Annotated in this window: 19 protein-coding genes; 7 read left to right on the top strand and 12 right to left on the bottom strand. The window is 47.5% G+C overall.

The genetic code is table 11. The features are described from left to right. Window positions 1–329 precede the first annotated feature (329 nt). Both PN498_RS28635 and PN498_RS18175 read left to right on the top strand, forming a co-directional pair. Window positions 330–884, top strand: coding sequence for a pentapeptide repeat-containing protein (locus PN498_RS28635; protein WP_442951432.1), 555 nt, complete (start codon window positions 330–332; stop codon window positions 882–884). Window positions 885–1015: 131 nt separating this feature from the next. Further along, the gene (locus tag PN498_RS18175) at window positions 1016–1276 is read left to right on the top strand and encodes a hypothetical protein (RefSeq protein ID WP_272064547.1); all 261 of its coding nucleotides are present in this window, start codon (window positions 1016–1018) and stop codon (window positions 1274–1276) included. A 284-nt stretch (window positions 1277–1560) separates the two neighbouring features. Here PN498_RS18175 and PN498_RS18170 read toward each other — a convergent pair whose 3' ends face one another. The 6 genes from PN498_RS18170 to PN498_RS18145 form a co-directional block, all read right to left on the bottom strand. Next, on the bottom strand, window positions 1561–2970 hold the full coding sequence (locus PN498_RS18170) for a multicopper oxidase family protein (protein WP_272064546.1): 1410 nt from the start codon (window positions 2968–2970) through the stop codon (window positions 1561–1563). A gap of 35 nt (window positions 2971–3005) precedes the next feature. Beyond that, window positions 3006–3452 carry a DUF2933 domain-containing protein gene (locus tag PN498_RS18165; RefSeq protein WP_272064545.1) on the bottom strand — a complete coding sequence of 149 codons (447 nt, stop codon included), beginning with the start codon at window positions 3450–3452 and terminating at the stop codon, window positions 3006–3008. A 147-nt stretch (window positions 3453–3599) separates the two neighbouring features. Then, window positions 3600–8132: a hypothetical protein gene (locus PN498_RS18160; protein WP_272064544.1), complete on the bottom strand. Its 4533-nt coding sequence runs from the start codon at window positions 8130–8132 to the stop codon at window positions 3600–3602. A gap of 139 nt (window positions 8133–8271) precedes the next feature. Beyond that, window positions 8272–8628, bottom strand: a complete 357-nt coding sequence (locus PN498_RS18155) for a hypothetical protein (protein WP_272064543.1) — start codon at window positions 8626–8628, stop codon at window positions 8272–8274. A gap of 30 nt (window positions 8629–8658) precedes the next feature. Continuing rightward, entirely contained in the window at window positions 8659–10128 is a 1470-nt protein-coding gene (locus tag PN498_RS18150) for a multicopper oxidase family protein (protein WP_272064541.1), read from the bottom strand. A gap of 163 nt (window positions 10129–10291) precedes the next feature. Further along, window positions 10292–10807 (bottom strand): cupredoxin domain-containing protein, encoded by a 516-nt coding sequence (locus tag PN498_RS18145; protein ID WP_272064539.1) that lies wholly within the window; start codon window positions 10805–10807, stop codon window positions 10292–10294. 363 nt (window positions 10808–11170) lie between these two features. Here PN498_RS18145 and PN498_RS18140 point away from each other — a divergent pair, with 363 nt between their 5' ends. The 4 genes from PN498_RS18140 (at window position 11171) to PN498_RS18125 (ending at window position 13260) form a co-directional block, all read left to right on the top strand. Further along, on the top strand, window positions 11171–11338 hold the full coding sequence (locus PN498_RS18140) for a hypothetical protein (RefSeq protein WP_272064537.1): 168 nt from the start codon (window positions 11171–11173) through the stop codon (window positions 11336–11338). Window positions 11339–11448: 110 nt separating this feature from the next. Further along, window positions 11449–12027 carry a DUF305 domain-containing protein gene (locus PN498_RS18135; protein ID WP_272064536.1) on the top strand — a complete coding sequence of 193 codons (579 nt, stop codon included), beginning with the start codon at window positions 11449–11451 and terminating at the stop codon, window positions 12025–12027. A gap of 48 nt (window positions 12028–12075) precedes the next feature. After that, complete coding sequence (locus PN498_RS18130; protein WP_272064534.1) at window positions 12076–12894, top strand: glutaredoxin family protein; 819 nt, start codon at window positions 12076–12078, stop codon at window positions 12892–12894. Window positions 12895–13041: 147 nt separating this feature from the next. Beyond that, window positions 13042–13260, top strand: coding sequence for a hypothetical protein (locus PN498_RS18125; protein ID WP_272064532.1), 219 nt, complete (start codon window positions 13042–13044; stop codon window positions 13258–13260). 21 nt (window positions 13261–13281) lie between these two features. Here the strand turns inward: PN498_RS18125 and PN498_RS18120 are convergent, their stop codons facing one another. Further along, window positions 13282–13491, bottom strand: a complete 210-nt coding sequence (locus PN498_RS18120) for a hypothetical protein (protein ID WP_272064529.1) — start codon at window positions 13489–13491, stop codon at window positions 13282–13284. Window positions 13492–13784: 293 nt separating this feature from the next. Here PN498_RS18120 and PN498_RS18115 point away from each other — a divergent pair, with 293 nt between their 5' ends. After that, on the top strand, window positions 13785–14375 hold the full coding sequence (locus tag PN498_RS18115) for a hypothetical protein (RefSeq protein ID WP_272064527.1): 591 nt from the start codon (window positions 13785–13787) through the stop codon (window positions 14373–14375). A 36-nt stretch (window positions 14376–14411) separates the two neighbouring features. Here the strand turns inward: PN498_RS18115 and PN498_RS18110 are convergent, their stop codons facing one another. The 5 genes from PN498_RS18110 to rppA all read right to left on the bottom strand — a co-directional run bounded on the left by PN498_RS18110 (window position 14412) and on the right by rppA (window position 17562). After that, window positions 14412–14597, bottom strand: a complete 186-nt coding sequence (locus PN498_RS18110; protein WP_334312270.1) for a type II toxin-antitoxin system HicB family antitoxin — start codon at window positions 14595–14597, stop codon at window positions 14412–14414. Between the two features lie 27 nt (window positions 14598–14624). Next, window positions 14625–14831: a type II toxin-antitoxin system HicA family toxin gene (locus PN498_RS18105; protein ID WP_272064525.1), complete on the bottom strand. Its 207-nt coding sequence runs from the start codon at window positions 14829–14831 to the stop codon at window positions 14625–14627. Between the two features lie 35 nt (window positions 14832–14866). Continuing rightward, window positions 14867–15460, bottom strand: a complete 594-nt coding sequence (locus PN498_RS18100) for a Uma2 family endonuclease (protein WP_272064524.1) — start codon at window positions 15458–15460, stop codon at window positions 14867–14869. A 73-nt stretch (window positions 15461–15533) separates the two neighbouring features. Beyond that, window positions 15534–16901, bottom strand: coding sequence for a two-component system sensor histidine kinase RppB (gene rppB, locus PN498_RS18095; protein ID WP_272064522.1), 1368 nt, complete (start codon window positions 16899–16901; stop codon window positions 15534–15536). After that, window positions 16870–17562 (bottom strand): two-component system response regulator RppA, encoded by a 693-nt coding sequence (rppA, locus tag PN498_RS18090; protein ID WP_272064520.1) that lies wholly within the window; start codon window positions 17560–17562, stop codon window positions 16870–16872. Before rppA ends, rppB begins: the two co-directional genes overlap by 32 nt. Between the last annotated feature and the right edge of the window lie 3 nt (window positions 17563–17565).

Raw genomic sequence — 17565 nt, 5'->3', positions numbered from 1 at the left:
TAGCTTTTGAGCGGCATCTCGAATAGTTGATTTAACCGTTGCTTCAAGCATGGTGCGATTTCACCCAAGAGGACTAGCCTGCCAGTTTATCTCACAGCCTCTCGGTCAAGATGACTGGTATCTTATTTCCGAGCGCATTCCCAAGAGCAATTAGAAGCAGCTCGTAACGTTATTCGAGCACGGACCCTATCTATTCTCCGGCGGTTTGAAAATGATGTAGAACGTCAGAGTGATGTTATCTGGTTTCTGGCAGACGCTGAAGTTCTCAGCAAAGCAAAACTAGACCTTAGTTGTACTAACCTTCGGTATACCGATCTTAATCACGCTAAATTTTAAGTCAGGCTGATTTTCGACAGGCCAACTTCAATAGAGCGTACCTTAGTCACACCCATTTCAGGGACGCCGACCTTAGCGGTGCCGATCTCAGTGGTGCCGATCTCAGCGGTGCTGACTTTGGAAGGGCAAATCTTAGGAATGCTTACTTAAGAAACGCTAATCTTACACACGCATATCTTAGAGAGGCAGACCTCAGTTTTGCCGATCTTACTGATGCCGATCTTACTGATGCATCATTAAAAGACGCCAATCTCTCAGATGCTGACCTTAGTGGCACTATTCTCAACGACGCTAGCCTTGACGGCACTCTCCTTTGCTATACCGACCTCAGAGGTGCTGAGCTAGGCAGTATAAACCTTAATAATGCGAAACTTTGCAATACCGTACTTCCGGCTAGCATGGTTGAAGCACCTGATCGCGATTGCGAAGAGCTTGGTATCGACTCCCAAAAAGGCAATCCAGCCAAACGAATGCTCAACTTTGATAACAAAGTTAAAGGGCCAAATTCAAATCCAGCAACTCACCGCACAACGTTCCGGCAAGATTAATTCTCAGTTGTGTTTATGGCTTTTGTGAGCGTCTTATCGACGCATACTCACGCGTTTATAGTATTCAGCAACGAGATCGCATTTAAACACATCACTTCCTCATTGACATCTACAGGCAAGAAGTCTGAGTGATGGCAACGCTAGAGAATCAGAGATTAACACAAGGTCAGTACGAGGGAATTTTGCTAGCGGCGACCACTCGCGACCCGGCTGGGGTCAGGAAGAAGTCGGTGTACAAGGTGGAGGAGATTGAGGTGGCGATGGGCGATCGCTTGAAATGGACGAAGAACCAGGCCACGCTGGACCGCTGCAATGGCCAGGAGTTTGAAGTCCTTAGCATCAAGGATGAACAGGTTTTGTTCGCTATGGCAGCGGAAAAACGGAAAGCCTGAGCAGCTCAGATTCGGCCCATCTGGACTATGCCTTGGTCAGCACGACCTATAGTATCTAGGGTAAATCAGCAGAGCGGGTGATTGGAGTTTTTATCTAGTTGATAGATCTGCTCGAAAGCGCCATGCCCCCAAAATCCGCAATGCTTGGATGATGGAAGAATACGACTGCGGCAAAGACAATAGCCGATATATCCCCTGCCGCATCCCCACCATAGTTTGGACATATGCTCTCAGCCAATCTCTGAGTAGTAGAAATGATGCTTGGAGTGGTTAGTCCTCTTAGGTCAATCTCCATATGCTGGCTGAATATCGAGAATTCCCATCATGCCTTGGTCTTCATGATCGAGGATGTGACAGTGGTATACAGTGCGCCCGATGAAATCCTCAAAGCGTACCCGAATGGTGACCGTTTCATAGCCCTTGAGTGCGACGGTGTCTTTCCAAGTCAGCAGCCTCTCGGGCTGGCCGTTCCGTTCGATGACTTGAAAGCGGTTGGTATGCAGATGGAAGGGATGATCCATACTGGCCTTGTTGATAATGTACCAGTCTTCGACTTGATTGAGGCGAACCTGAGTATTGACCCGATCCATGACGAAAGATTGACCGTTGATAATGAAGCCCGTTGATCCTGCTGTCGAATCGATACCGTGATTGAGAACAAACTCGCGAGTTATCTGGGGTGCAGGCAAGGGGGTTACGGGAATCAGCTTTTGTGGCACGGGTAAGGGCGAAACGCGATCGCTCGGTTCATACCGCAATGTCGCCATCACTGCTTGGGTCGGTGGCACGACCCCTGGTATCTGTTCAACCTCATCGCCCAAGGACTTCACGATGTCGGTGATACCGCGATCGTATGGGAGACTCAAAATTTCGTAGTCTTTTGGGTCTTGTTGACCGGGAATCAAGAGTTCGGCTCGTTCGCCCGGTGAGAGGGATAAGGTTTCTAGTTCTGTCGGTTCAGCGATCGCCCCCCGATCGGTTGCCATTAAGAACCAGGGATGTTCCGGCAACTGGAGTTGGTAAATCCGTGAAGCGGAGGCATTGATGAGCCGCAATCGCAGCAAGCCATTCTGGGGCAGGTTAATGACGGGATTTTGCTGTCCATTCGCCGTCAGCAAGCTTCCCTCACGACCCCACTTTTTGCCAAGGGCATGGGGCTCACGAAGCGTTCCTTGAGGGTCGAAGTCCTGTAAAACCAACAGAGACTCTTCAGCCTCGCGTAACTCGGGAACTTCGTCCAGGTCACCCCGAATGATCAGGGGGCCAGCCAGTCCGCCAAACACCTGTGGAGCTACGTTGAGGTGATAATGGGGATGATACCAACCTGTGATAGCCGGATGATTCGGGGGGATTTGGAATTCGTAGGTGTAGCTCTCGCCAGGGGCCACCTTGCGAAAGACATCGTCAATTTGAGGTGAGATGTGGAGGCCATGGTAGTGGAGGTTCGTGGGGGTATCTAGTTGATTGGTGAGGGTCAAACGGATCGTATCGCCTGCATTCGCTTCAAGGATGGGAGCTGGAACTTGACCGTTGTAGGTAAGCAATTGGATTGCCTGTCCGGCGATCGCGTGCTTTCCAGATTGAGCCTTGAGAGAGAGTTCTAGTAGACCGTTGCTGCTGACAAGGCGGCGGATGTGATTCTTTTGGTTGGGAGCACAGCGAGAAAATAACGGCGCACTGGATACAGCAGCCATGAGGCTTAAGAATTGACGACGTTTCATTTTGATAGTTACTCGACCCGAATCATATCGCGCAGACTAAACCAGTTGTAACGACGAATGTCCCAGGGCAGCAATACCAGCAGCACAATAAAACCAATAAAGAGAGTAATGTCCATTACTTCAATGGTCTTGATGGGAGTGCATTCGACATGCAGAAAAAGATGCATTAAGGGACAGAGCAGCAGTAAGGCATAGGGGGCAAAGACCGGAAGGCTTTCCCAAAGTGAGGCGACGGACTGGGTTATGTGACGGGGCAAGTGTTGGGAAGAGTCGCAGCGGCTGGATAATTTCAACGCCAATCCGGTGGTGTTGCAGCAGTCGTTAGCGAATGCAACAGATCGCGAAAGTGTCCGCAGTATGGCGACTTCGGTATTGGAGACGGAGGGGCAGGTAGCGATGACGAATTTGATTGGGGCGAATATCTCGGAGGCTTTGGAGGGAAATCGGGGGAGCATATGGAAGAGATGGCAGGGGCGCAGCTGGTAGTGCAGGCGGCGGCGAATATGTATTTGCTGGAGACAAGAATTAATCCTCCAATTTTCCCATACGTGTTCTGAAATCCATAAGCATAGAAAATTTCACTACCTATCAAGCTCCGCAGCCTATCTCTCAAACGGAGCCAAGGATGTTTCTAAACCATACGCACCAATCTCGATCATCTGATCGATTAGGTCAAGGCATTGAGACTGTATCGCAGGATCTCTGTTGCTTTGGCTGTAAAGACGAACTAGCAACTGACTCACAGAACTGATATCTCTTAAAGCTCCCGACCTCTTTTGAGCATTTTCATCGGTGATACCTTGCATAAACCTCTCACAGACTCGATAAGTTGACTTGGGAAGTTTAGAGGTTGTTTTTTCTAATGCCCATATCAAATCATGTTCCCCATCAGAGAACGCTTCAGTTTCAACAAACTGGTCAATTAAGTTGGAATAGTTACCTAGATCTGTTTCAAGACGAAAAAAGCATTTTGCAGCTCTAGCACGAACTTCTGAACTAGGATCGCTAAAGAGCTGAATCAGCGAATTTTCGCAGAATTCCTTTAGATAGGCAGAACGCAAATTCGCCACAAAAATCTCGGCAGCAGCTAAGCGATGAATTTGTGTTCCATTAAGGCAGAGTTCTGCTAGCGGCAAGGCTTCCTCGGTATGCATAGCAGCGACACAAGCTTGCCGCGCACCGACTGTTGCCACGCTAGGCAAATCCGAACTGAGCATCTTCTCAACAATTGGCTTCAGACTTACGAAGTGGGTTTGAAGAGCGTAGTATAGAAAGCCTTCAGCAATCTGTGTACCTAATAGTAGATCCTCTGAATCACAAAGATTCAAGAATGTTTTGACACTCAAATTACGATCATAATTTAATGTGGCCATAAGAACTTCAATAATGCATGCTCTCACTGCGATTGAGGCGTCGTGAAGCATGTTTTGTAAGGTATCCCAAAATACTACGGCTCGACTCTTTTCAGAATAAATGAGCCTTGCGATTGTCATAGCAGCACTAACCCTTACAGAGTTAATACCTACAGTATGAATATTACCCCAGTAGTATGGCTGTCCATCTTCAGCTTTTTTACACCAGAGTTCTTCTTTCGGGTCATAAGAGTTTAGAGCATACCAGCTGACAACATTGAAATCCTCTTGACTCCAATTTAAATCAGTAAATTTTCTGATGAGCGAACAAATTGCCTTTCCGCAGGGATGACCAGGAAGCTTATGACACCTATGTAGAATTCCCTGTAGAGTTTGCAAACATATAAAAGACGTATGTTGAGAAATTCCATATAGAATTGCTTCGTAGTAGCGTGCGTTTGTATTGTCTGGGAAAGCAAATAATAGCTTAGAAAAGCGTTCTGGATCTTGACTAGATTGTTCTTCTAAGAACTTTGATAAAGCGCCAGCATCCAAAAGAGAGCCATCCTTATCATGACTGACGCCAGTAAGATCATACTTCGCGATGGCTTTCAGCCATTGTTCATCTTTCATTTTTTCAGTAGCACTTTTTGGAATAACAGGTGGCGTAATATTTGCGATGGTCATTCCCTTGTATCTGAGTTGTGGTTGTCGGTTAAATTTTCTGTAGAGTTCATCTAGTCGTCGAACAACTTCTTGAGATCTTCGAGGAACTTCTATCCCATCCAATAATATAAATTGCGCATGACCATGATATCCGTATTGTATTCCTCGGCCTTTTTCCCAAGTAGGATAATATTTTAGAAGCATCACTTCTAATCGCTCCAACTTTTGACTTGAGCAGAAAGGAGTGATAGCTTCAATTAATTTTCGAGCAGCCCAAAATTGCTCATAGGAATAGCTTGCCTTAAGCCTCGAAGGGTTTTCGCAAAGATAATCTACTGCCTCATCTGCAAATTTTTCTCCACAAGCCGTATACGTGCGAATCAGGAGATATTGAGGTAATTCAAAACTCGAAGCCCTGAGAAGATGAATGCAATCTACTAAAAATACAGATTCTTCTTGCGAAAGCTTTGATAAAGCTTGCTCTAATGCAATAACAATTTGAAATTTAACCTGGTTAGGATCATTCTTCTGGTGATCGAATGAATTGGTCCAAACTAGATCCTGCCAAGGCGCTTCTTCATCGTCTTTCTTGTTCAAGCTAATAATTTCTAATACTGTTGGAATTATTCGCAGACAAAACAATCCTGGAACAGAGTTTGCAGTTTCAAGAATAGTTGAGTAACTATCTCCAATATTTTGAGAACAGCCTCTCCTTTGAGGAAAGGGATTAACATTGCCTGAAGCAAAACTTAGCTGCAAAAGGCGTTTTAGGTAGATCTCTAAAAACTCACAACACCAGTCAGGAAAATGCTTGTTGAGAGAAAAAGCAATATTACATACTTCATCACTAACAAAGAAAATATCGCTTTCTTGTTTGTCGAAAGCCCCTGAACTTAATAGTTCTAGGAAAAGATCAAATATTGGACGTGCGGTTTCAAGTTTTATGCACTCAACCAAAGATATTAGTCTATCATTCCAAGTTTTTGATGTGTTGATATAAGGTCTAACCAAATCAGCGACTTTGCCTGGGAGCAAACACTGCATGATAGACAAAAGATTAACAACCCGAGCTATAACGATATCTTCTTCACTGTCAAGCCATTGTTTGATCACTCCTTTGCTCTCTAAGAGATTAAACCAGGCTAATGAATTGTTTAACAGTTTCCATATTTCATTACTGATAGATGAAGAAACATCCTTAAAGAACATAGTCAAAATTTCCCACTCATCATCCTGAGGAGAGGCGATTAAAGTAAGAGTAGAACAAACTACCTGCTTTATATGAAATCTAATACTTGAGCTGCTTAGTAGTTCTGTTAAATCATTTTTGTACTGCTCAAAATCAAAATCTCTTTCATGAAGAAGAATCTGTCTAACTTGAGATCGCTGAAATAAGTGTTGCCCATTATCTATCAAAAAAGGCAAAAGGCTTTTTCCACACCCAAAAAAGCGCCGAGCAAAAGCATAATCAAAGAAGCTTTCATGAAAAAATGATATTCGTTTGTCTTCTTTTAATAACACCTGTTCAGATGCCATGATTCCAGCGTCTTCAGCAACTTCGTCTAGACATATTTCTGGGACAGATAAAACCTGAAGATCACTCATATAATTGCAGAGGATATCAATTACCTGTGTCCACTGTATTGAGCGGCCAAGGCGTTCTCTAATTTTCTTTTGTTTATAGTCCCAAAATTGATCGTATAGATCTTTAGCCGTTTCAAAATTGAGGACATCTTCATTCGGTTCTACAATTAATTCGGCTAACAAGCTGAGATGTAGAGGAAGTGAAAGTAAGTTTAGCTGTTTTTCATTTAATCTCGATGCTTCTATACCCAATTTTCTAACTACTTCTTTTACTGTTGAAATAGACAACCTTGAAATGTTAACTACCTCAGCGATACCATCTTGCCCTGTTAAATGTTTGAATCGATTATCGTTTTCCAAGTCAAATTTTCTGCAAGCTAAGAGTAGATGAATGTTAGGATGAGCTTTAGCTTGATTAATTAGCTGAGAAATACAGTCGAAAAACTGGGGGTTACGGCCAGAGACCAGGCTGACTGCATCTAATTGATCTATTACCAGTACACAGTCGCGATTCTGGGCAATGTTTGCCAAGACAGTTGGAGGAGAAGCAGGCAATCCTAATTGTCTCCCAACTGCATCAGGTATTACTTCAGGATCCAAACGGTCTATGCGGAAGGCAAGAAATGGAATTCCACCGTCCTTCAGCATATCCAGAACTTGAGAGATAGCGCCGCTTTTCCCAATGCCTGCTTCACCAACTACTAGAACACTCCCTTTTTCGCTTGAAGCAGTAATTTTTTCAAGAATTATTGGAACTTCACTGCTTGGTAGAACTTCTCCACCAATTTTTGCCTCCTGAAGCGTAGATAGGTAAACTCTATTGGCCCTTTCAATAGCTGATAGAACACTGGGTTCTTTGCACCATTCTCGACGGGAATAACCTCGTTCTTCCAATAAATAATGCCAAATATCAAACGCAGTCAATTCATGATGAATTTTTTCTAAGACAAATTCAGCCAACTCTAGTCTAATAGTCTTCGGATCACCTTCTAAGAGTGCTTCCAAACGATTTTCGATAATGTTTGCGAGAATATCATCTCCGACAGTTTGAACAAAAACTCGTTTGAGTGCTTCATAAGCTTCTAGCTCAGAACAATTTTCCCACTTTTGACGAAGCTTATAAAAGTTTCCAGATTGGGTCTTATTTAAATATTTTTCCTCAAACTCTTGCCAAGAGACCGAGTCTCTTGCCCGACTTGCTAGTTCTCCTAGCTCATTTGCATCTTGAGTTGAGATAAAAAAGCAGTTTTTGTATGGATCATTAAGGCTTTTCCAAAAACCTGAGAGAACCTTTACCTGATTAGCTTCTAAAGCGCTTAAAGTCCAACTTCCACGACCACTTCTCTGTCGTTTAACCTGATGACACTCTGCTCTACCATCTCGAAAGACGAAAAACTCGAAAGCATCTTCTCCTGGCTGTTCAAGTCTTATGGAATCTGCCTTCTCCTCCATGACATCAATCATGCTGAAAACAGTCCATCGACCTTCATATCGATTGCCGAGTTTATCGGCTTCTCCTCCAGATAAGGGCATGATCTTTGACTTGATGAGGTGGAAGTGAGCTAAGAACAAATATATTATTAGTGAATCTTAGCTCACCACTCTGTTGATGGCTTTTCCTTATCAATGGGTTGTGTAGTCTTGCTGGCAATATTCAATCTTTACAAACCAGCTAAGCATCATAACCGTCCCTCTTAATTTCCATCTCCCAGTCACATTTGCTCCCTAGCCTGAGGTGATATCCCTCACCCTCGCTCTGCGAGTATCGCTGTGAAGTCTTCACCCGCCCCTGGCTCGCCGTCACCGGCGCAACCCAAATTCTCCAACAAGGACTCGATACCTCCCAAAGCATTGCCCAATCCTGAAGCAGTGGCTGACCATCTTCGATCGCACCCTCTACGTCGCCATCAACCAGACTGCCGCTATCTTTGCTGCCGGTGCCCGGATCTTCTTCATCGTCCAGTTTGGACGACAGCTCATTGTCGAAGGCGACCTCACCTGGCCCCTTGCAAAACCTGATCTGGCTCATCATCATCGTCCGCCTGCTAGCCAGTTCGTTTTAAGCTGGTTGAATATCGAGAATCCCCATCATGCCTCGGTCTTCATGGTCCAAGACATGGCAGTGGTAAACGGTTTTGCCGACATAGTCGCGAAAAGCCATCCGGAGACGAACGCTTTCGCCAGGGCTCACTGATATCACATCTTTCCAAGCGGCGTAGGGCGAAGGCTGACCGTTGTGGCTAATCACCTGAAACTTGTTGGTATGGACATGGAAGGGATGAGCCATCGTGCCAGTGTTGACGATTTCCCAGTCTTCTACAGTGTTGAGACGCACTTGAGTATCAATGCGGTTATGGTCAAAGGCTTGGCCATTGATTAAAAACACCATGCCACCGCCCATACCGTGGTTGAGGGTGAACTGACGGGTGGTCTGCGGTTCGGGCAGAGACTCAACAGCGATGAGTTGATTGGGTAACGGCAGCGGTTCGGTGGTGCCGTTGTAGGTCAGAGTTGCGATGGTTTCAGCAGTATTCTGATGCTGCGAACCGCCCATCATGCCACCCCCCATTCTGCCGCGCCCCATCATGCCCTGAGCAGGATTAAACGGCTGATTGACGAGGCGATACTGGCCGGGTTCGCGATTACCCTGCACCAAGACTTCTACCCGCTCCCCCGGAGCCAGTACCAGTTCATTCATCTCAACGGGAGCCGCGATTGCGCCGCCATCGGTAGCAATCAGATAAAAGGGATGGTCTTCCAAAGACAGGGCAAAAAACCGGGACGTTGACGCATTCAGCAATCGCAGTCGCAGCAGTCCCCCTTGAGGAATCTCCAGCGATGGATTGAACTGCCCATTCACTGTTAGTAGATCGCCGATGCGCCCGGTCATTTGGGCCATATGACCGGGGTCGGGAATATTGCCGCTGCGATCGAGGGCAAAGTCTTTGAGGACGAGGAATTCCTCTTGAGCGGCTTGAATTTCGGGGATTTCATCCAGTTCGCCGCGCACCACAAACAGTCCTGCTAACCCACCAAAGAGCTGCTCTGCCACCAGCCCGTGGTAGTGGGGGTGATACCAGAAGGTGCCGGCGGGATGGTCTGACGGAATTTGGAACTCGTAGGTATGGCTTTCACCGGGCGGAATTTCGAGGAAAACATTGTCTCCGGTACCGGTGGGTGGAATGTGCAGCCCGTGGTAGTGCAGGTTGGTGGGCTGACTTAATCGATTAGTGAAGCGGATTTGCACTGTGTCACCAGGTTTAGCTTCCAGACGAGGGCCAGGAACCTGACCGTTGTAGGTGAGCAGGTTGGCATTGCGATCTCCCAGTTTTACCTGCTGCGCCTCAGCCACGAAATCGAAGCTGAGCAATCCGTCTTCGCTGCTGTAGACCGGCGATTGAGTTATAGGTGAACCTGGTGCGGAAGATGGTGACGACCCTCTGGAGCACTGAGATAGCAGCACTGCCCCTGTCGCTCCGAGGCTTAATCCCAAAAATTCTCGTCGCCGTATCGTTTTCTTGACTGTCATAAAACCGCTGTGAAACTGGAAATTGAACATCCAAATTATTGAGGTGGACAAGGAGGGTTAGGTAGCTTCGCTGGGATTTTGGGGTTGGCTGTTGCCCACCCGATGTTCGCTATATTCCTTCCAAAGTCAACATAATCAAGGGGATTTAGCCGCTGTCGCCAAATCAGTAGAATTGGATTTTCACCGAGTCGTCCACAACCTCGACGGTGCCTCGGAACATATTCATGCCGCAGGCAAACTCATAGCGTCCTGGCTCACTAGGGGTGAACTCGATCGCAGGCGTCTGATTGACTGGGAGTGCTTTCGCAATGCGAAAGTCAGGAAAGCGAACTTCTTCCAGACAGCTACTGGGGTCAGTACGGTGGAAGTTAAGCCGTACGGGTAAACCCGCTTGAACTACAATTTGGTTCGGTTCGTAGCCGCCATCTACCTTGACAGTGACTTCTTGTACCCCGTTCTGATTTCTCGCTTTGCCGGTTTTAGGTTGGCTAAAGAGAAACCACCAAAGCTGTAATCCGATAAGGTCTAAACCGCCTGTGGTTACAAGGGCCTTGGTCCATAGAGGCTGCTCAATTCGGCGAAATCCACTACCGGATTCTGCCGACGTGCCGACGAGCAAGGTCGCAACAACACCGATCTCAAATCCAGGTGAGCTAGCGGCTAAAACTTTGGCATCCACGATCGCTCCTCCTTCAAACTTTCTTTGAGAACCAACTCTCCAAAATGCTCTCTAGGAAATTCGTTCATGCAATATCCCTGGAGCGTAATAGCATCCTCGATTTTCTAGCTGGCTATCGGGCCAAAACCACTACATGAGAATCAACACTGCAATCGTTAGCCTAAGGAATAACTATGAAATCGCAATGAAATGATAGCTGTGGAAACTAAATTGACAGCTTTGGAGTCGAACTAACATTTGTCGATGAAATCAGGATGAAATCACCCTAACTCTTGGGGTTGAATATGTGGTTCTTGCCTTTGATAGGTGATAAGCAGAGCGGCTTCTCGCTATTCCTAGAACATCGCTATTTAAATCAAAAAAATGCTGCTTAATCACGAAGACTATCAGTCCAGTTTTGATCAGGCGATGGCCTGTGCTCAGGAATGCGAGAAGCATGACATGGAGCACTGCCAGAAATGTGCTCGTTCCTGTCGTGAAACGGCAGAAATGTGTCGCCAAGTTACTCATGCAGCAATGGCAACCGCTTAATTTTAAGCCCTTGTGCCATAAGGTTGTCCGAGTGCAGCCTTGTTGTCAGCGCTGTCTCATGAGACAGCCTCATGGGGTAAGGCAAGTAATGCTCTTAAACGGTAATGAAGATGAATACTCAAGAAAACGCCATTCAAAACCATTCAGACGCTCAGGATCAGGGCGGGATGCAAGGCAGCTACGTTCGATACTTTGCCATGATTGGCACCTCCATCGTGGTGATGTTTTTCCTGATGTATCTGCACTCTTATCAAATTTTGGATCACGCTTGGTTTAGTGAAACGCGGCTGTTTATGACCCTGATTATGGGAGCCGCAATGATGGTGATTATGCTGTCGTACATGCTGCACATGTACAAAAATAAAACGGTCAATATTGCCATCTATGTCAGCGCTATTTTGCTGTTTGGCGTAGCCCTCTGGCTGGTACGGAGCCAGGTAACGGTCAGCGATGTGGACTACATGGAAGGCATGATTCCTCACCACTCTATTGCGATTTTAACCAGTGAGCGGGCTCAAATTGAGGATGTTCGGGTACGCGAATTGGCGGACGAAATCATTGAAGCTCAACGCCGCGAGATTAAAGAGATGGAATGGCTGATTTCTGATATTCGAGACAATGGCTTGGTTACCACCCAAGTCGAGCTGAACGGACGGGAAATGCCGGAATTTGCCCCCACTCCCGAATAGATATCGACGCCTTTTTGTCTACCTCATATCAATTTAAAGGAGGATTTTGTGACTGCTACTCAGCCCAAAGCGCTAAAAACCGATCAAACTGTTCGCCTCTATCGCATGTCATTGCCAGATCATGAATGTCCTTGGGGGCTGCGAACGGTCGATTTGCTTAATGAAAAGGAGATTGAATTTGAAGATCACAAATTGACGTCTAAGGAAGAGGTCGAAGCGTTTAAAGCGAAGCACAACGTTTCAACGACGCCACAAATTTTCTTTGGCAGCGATCGCATCGGCGGCTACAGCGATCTGGCGGACTACTTCGATGTTGAAGCCGAGAAAGCCGACTACTCCTACACGCCAGTGGTAGCTCTGTTCTCCACCGCCGCCCTGATCTCACTAGCGGCTTCCCTAGGCACGAGTGGTTTCATGGGTGTGGCCCTGTCGATGTTGGCATCGCTCAAACTCATGGATCTAGAATCCTTTGCGGAAAGTTTTGAGAAATACGACCTCATCACTCAGCGGGTCAAACCCTACGGCAAGGCGTTTCCCTTTCTAGAATTGCTGCTGGGGTTAGGATTCCTATCGGGGGTCGCCCCGATCGCCACTGGCATTGGCTCTTTGGTGCTGGGCACAAGCGGTGCAGTTTCGGTGTTCAAAGCCGTTTACATCGACAAGCTAGAACTCAACTGTGCCTGTGTGGGCGGCAATTCGCGTGCCCCGCTCGGCGTCGTTAGCTTTTTGGAAAACGCCATCATGATCGTGATGGGCGCTGTGTTGCTGGTGTCTGCGGCCACGTCTGATACGGCCAAACTCGAAGAACAAAAAGTGCTCGCTGAGCGATCGCAGCGATTAGAACTGCTGATGCCTGTGGAAGAGTGAAGAGCGCGATCGCTTTTGTGAATGGTGGTATCAATGATGCAGCGGCGTTGCTGAAAGCCAACATGAGGCTAGTGATCGGCGCGGGGACGAATTTGGCGATCGAATCGGCTGACCTGGTACTGGGTAGAAGACGACCCTCTAGATGCGGTGAAGGCGCTGGTATTGGCGAAACAGACCTACGGCAAGATGATTCAAAACCTGTTCTGGGCGACGGGGTACAACGTCATCGCCATTCTGCTAGCAGCCGGGGTGCTGTCGGCTTGGGGGATTGTGTTCTCGCCTGCGGTGGGCGCATTGTTGATGAGCCTTACGACGGTAATTGTGGCGATCAATGCCGTCATGCTGCGTCGGGCCAAGCTAGCGTAGAGAAGCCGGAATCATACTCATCTAAGCCTGCCTGGTCACTCGGTTTGAGCGGAGGTGCAGCAAGGATAAGAACTCTGCCAGCTCAACTAAGCCCTCCGCTTCCTGACGCTCTGCTTGCGAGAGGACAGTGCCCCCGTCCTGGCGATAGAGCAGATGTTGCAACCGCGCCTGGACTGCCTGGGGAAGCTGGAACTGAGTCAGTTCAATCGGAATTTCGACGATTTCGGGCATAGGAGTAATCCGCTCTGCTAGAAGATGCCTGATAGCTTGATTTTACGTGACGGGCAAAGCAGTAGTATGTTTAGCCTGGTGAAGCGTATTGGAGTGAAGGAAGCATTAGCATATGAGCTTTCCCACGGTGATTTTAGCCCTCAACGCCGTGATGCTACGACGAGCAAAGCTGATTTGACGGATAATATCTGAGTTTGGAGTGCTATTTGCCACAAACGACGGACAATCCCTCTGTTGTGTAGGGTCAGATTTAACGTTGAACATATCATTATTAGCCACACAAGGAAATTTTAGTGTCTCGAAAAAAGAGCATAAGAAAATCCGCAGAGGATTTTATGTCAAAAATAGATGAGCTTGACTCATTTCTGAGTACCTCAATTTCATCTATGTCTGACGAACATAAGTCGTGGAGTCATGACTATGCAATTATTCGTTTGTATAGGGAGTTTGAGAAAATAATGCTCGCAGGTATTATTGGAGCAATTAATAATAATACCGAAACAATTTCTGAAGTTGCTGGCATAAAATTCCCTAAACATCTTACAGATGAAGTATGCGAGTACTTAGTTTTGAGTGGCGGGTATTTCGACTTTAAAGGTAGGGATGGATTAATCAGAAATTTAAAGAGATATGTTCCAGACACTCACTATCTAGTCACTGTAGTTAGAAAACCGATATATAAAGCTCCTTTGGAGAAGCTTTGTGCTTTGAGGAATTACGCAGCTCATGAGAGTCGCCAATCTAAAAGGGCTGTTTTGTCAGCTACTGGTCAAGAAAAAATAGGAAGTGCCGGATCATGGCTAAAAGTGCAAGGGCGCTTTCCTGACCTATCTTCTAAGCTTAAGGAACTGGCCCAGGAAATTCATAATGAAGCACCGTACTAAACAGTTGGTTGGCAATTGCTTTCGTCCCTAAGATAGCTATGCTGCAGAAGGATTGGGTTTAGGCAAGGATAATCCGTCTTCCTCAAGTAAAAGTTGTAAAACCTCCTCGCCATTTCTAGCCGCTTCTTCATAGCTGTCGCCATGTGTGCGATGGGTTTGTTCTGGGAAATCAGGCAAATGCACTAGATAGCAATTGTCCTCATCTGACCAGGTAATCACCATCTGATATCGAAGAGTACTCACAATACTTTATCCCTCTCGTTGTTTGACGACTTTAATCGCTTCTGTAACTTCTTTTTCCTGATAAGGCTTGGCATCATTGCCATCTTTGCCAGATAAAGTTACCCGACCTGGATAAAGCGGATGGAGCCATTTCGTATGACTTCCCTTACCAGAATTTTCAGTGAAACCCGCTTTTCTGAGCATAGCCTTAAGTTCTCGAATCTTCTTTGGCAATGTCTAATTTTCTCGCTCCCCGATACACCTTGAGATTAAGTTGAATTGCTACCATTTGGTGTAGCTTCAGTTAAGCTAACACCACGATACAAGCCAGCGATCGCAACCTTCAATCCAATACTTTTCAACAATACTGGCTCTCCTGCACCAAAAGTCTCAGTCTCCCATTGGTCGGATTTCGATGAAATTCGCCGCCGACATTCGACCCACATTTCATCCTGAGAAATCAACACATACTCTTCCAAAGAATCCAGCAACTGATAATCCTCAAACTTGACGCTTCGGTCAAATTCCTCCGTTGAAGGAGATAGCACCTCGGCGATCAGTTTCGGGAAGCGCTTCACGTAGCGATCTTCCCGATCTCGTGGATCGCAGGTGACAAACGCATCGGGATAATAGAAAAAGTCATCGGCATAGTTGACCTTGACATCCCCCGAAAAAAACTGGCAGTCGCTATCTCGTAAATGCAGGTTGATCTCTGTCAGCAGATTAATACTGAGGCGGCTATGGTCGTCGCTGCCACCCGCCATTGCATAAACCAAGCCCCGCCGATACTCATGGCGAATGGTGTTCTCTTGCTCCATCGCCAAGTATTCTTGAGAGCTAAACCCAGCCGGAATCGCAATCATCGTGGCGATCGCTCCATCGAGACATGACTGACACTCTTAATCTAGCGAACGCTGCGGAATCGCAGAAGTCCCTTTAAGACGAAGTGGGTAGGGTAATCGTAAACGTGCTGCCCTTGCCAGGTTGACTCTGCACCTGAATATCGCCACCATGGGCTTGAGCGATCGCCTTTGCAATAGCTAATCCCAACCCGGCTCCCCCACTCTGACGAGAGCGGTCTTTATTGACGCGGTAGAAGCGATCGAAGATATGGGCTTGATCTTTAGGGTCAATGCCAATGCCGGTGTCTTGTACCGTGATGACAGCTTGTCTGTCTGTTTGCCGTAGTTGCATCATCACTTTGCCGTCAGCAGGCGTGTGCTGGAGGGCATTGCTGACGACATTAAGCACCAGCCGATAGAGATGGGCTTCATTACCCATGACGGTAATCGGTGGTTGTGCCGGTTGGTCAAGTATCAGGTGAATATCACTGGCGATCGCCAATGCAGCCAGCTCCTCTTCGATATCACTGAGCACATCCTGCAGACAACAGGCAGCCATCGGAGCGGGACTTTGGGTATCCAGGCGCGAGAGCAGTAGCAGGTCGCTGACCAAAGTTGTTAGCCGCTGATTTTGGCGCGTAATCACCTGTAGCGTTTCTCGTGCTTCGGGGTCAGAGATGTTGGGTAAACGCATCACTGACTCAGCGGTGGCTTGAACAGCGGTGAGGGGTGTCCGTAATTCATGGGCGGCATCAGCCGTGAACTGCTGAATTTTGCGATAGGACACCTGCACAGGCTCCAGCGCTAAACCGGCTAACCACCAACTAGCGGCGGCAATCAGCCCCATTGTTACGGGTAAACTCAACGCAATGATCCAGCGAATAGTGGCGAGGTAGGCGGCAAAGTCGCTGAAAGAACGCCCTACCAGCAGGCTACCCAACGGGGTTTGGTCGTCTAGGGCAGACAGCGGCAAGGTGATCTGGCGATACTGGTTGCCTTCACTGTCCCTCAGGGTTTGCCAGGATGACTCGATGCTAGCAACCGGCAATCCTTCAGGATAAAAGCCTGCTGTTGCCATTAGCGTCCCATCAGGCTCCAGGACTCGAATGTAGTAGCTACCATGATAAAGCGTGCCATCTTGATGTCCTGGATGACCTTGAGACGGCTCGAAAGGGACTAGACAGTCTTCGCCAGCGACGCACAGGTTGGGCAGTAGCGTTTGGGAGACGGTTTCTAATTGGCCATTTGTGGTCAGGGTTTCCTCCACCGCATCATGAACCGTTTCAGCGACTGACTTGAGTTCACGGTCAGCGGTCACTCGATGGGCGTGGGCGATCGCTTCATACACGCCCAACCCACTCAGCCCCAGCACGACAGCCATCACGCCCGTATACCAAGCGGTGAGTTGCCAACGACTACGGCGAAACAGTCTATTCGGTTTTGAAGCGATATCCCATGCCATAGACGGTTTCGATGAAATCATCACACTCATGTTGAGCCAGCTTGCGACGCAATAAGCGCATTTGCGCGGCCACTACGTTGCTGTTGGGTTCGGCTCCAATTTCCCAGAGCTGATTGAGCACCTGATCACGGGTGAGAATCTGGTTGGGATGCTCCATCATATATTGCAGCAGTTGAAACTCTTTTTGCGTCAGTTCAATGCGCTGCTCAGAGGCTTCATTGTGATGTAGAAACGCAACGCGGCGATCGCAATCCAGTGTTAGTGGCCCGATTTGAATGTGAGCCGGTTTGAGGTCGGGCGATCGCCGTCGTAGGGCTCGCAGCCGGGCTAGCAGTTCCGCCATGCTGAAGGGTTTGACGAGATAATCGTCGGCTCCTGAATCTAAGCCTGTGATGCGATCGGCGATTTGGTCTTTAGCGGTAAGGATGAGGACGGGGAGAGCGTGGTGGTGCGATCGCAGCCACTCACACAGCTCAATGCCCGATTTTCCTGGCAGCATCCAGTCAAACACGCCCACCGTATAGAGGGACAGATCGTGTTCCAGGTAGGAAAATGCCTCATCTCCCGACTGCACCCAATCCACCACATAGGCTTCCTGGGTCAGGGTCCGCTTGATGGCTTTGCCTAAATCGGGTTCGTCTTCAACTAGCAAGATACGCATAGT

This window comes from Oscillatoria sp. CS-180, from assembly GCF_028330965.1.
Lineage (GTDB): Bacteria > Cyanobacteriota > Cyanobacteriia > Phormidesmidales > Phormidesmidaceae > Halomicronema.
The sequence above is the reverse complement of the archived record's forward strand: the minus strand, read 5'-3'. Positions and strand labels throughout refer to the sequence as shown.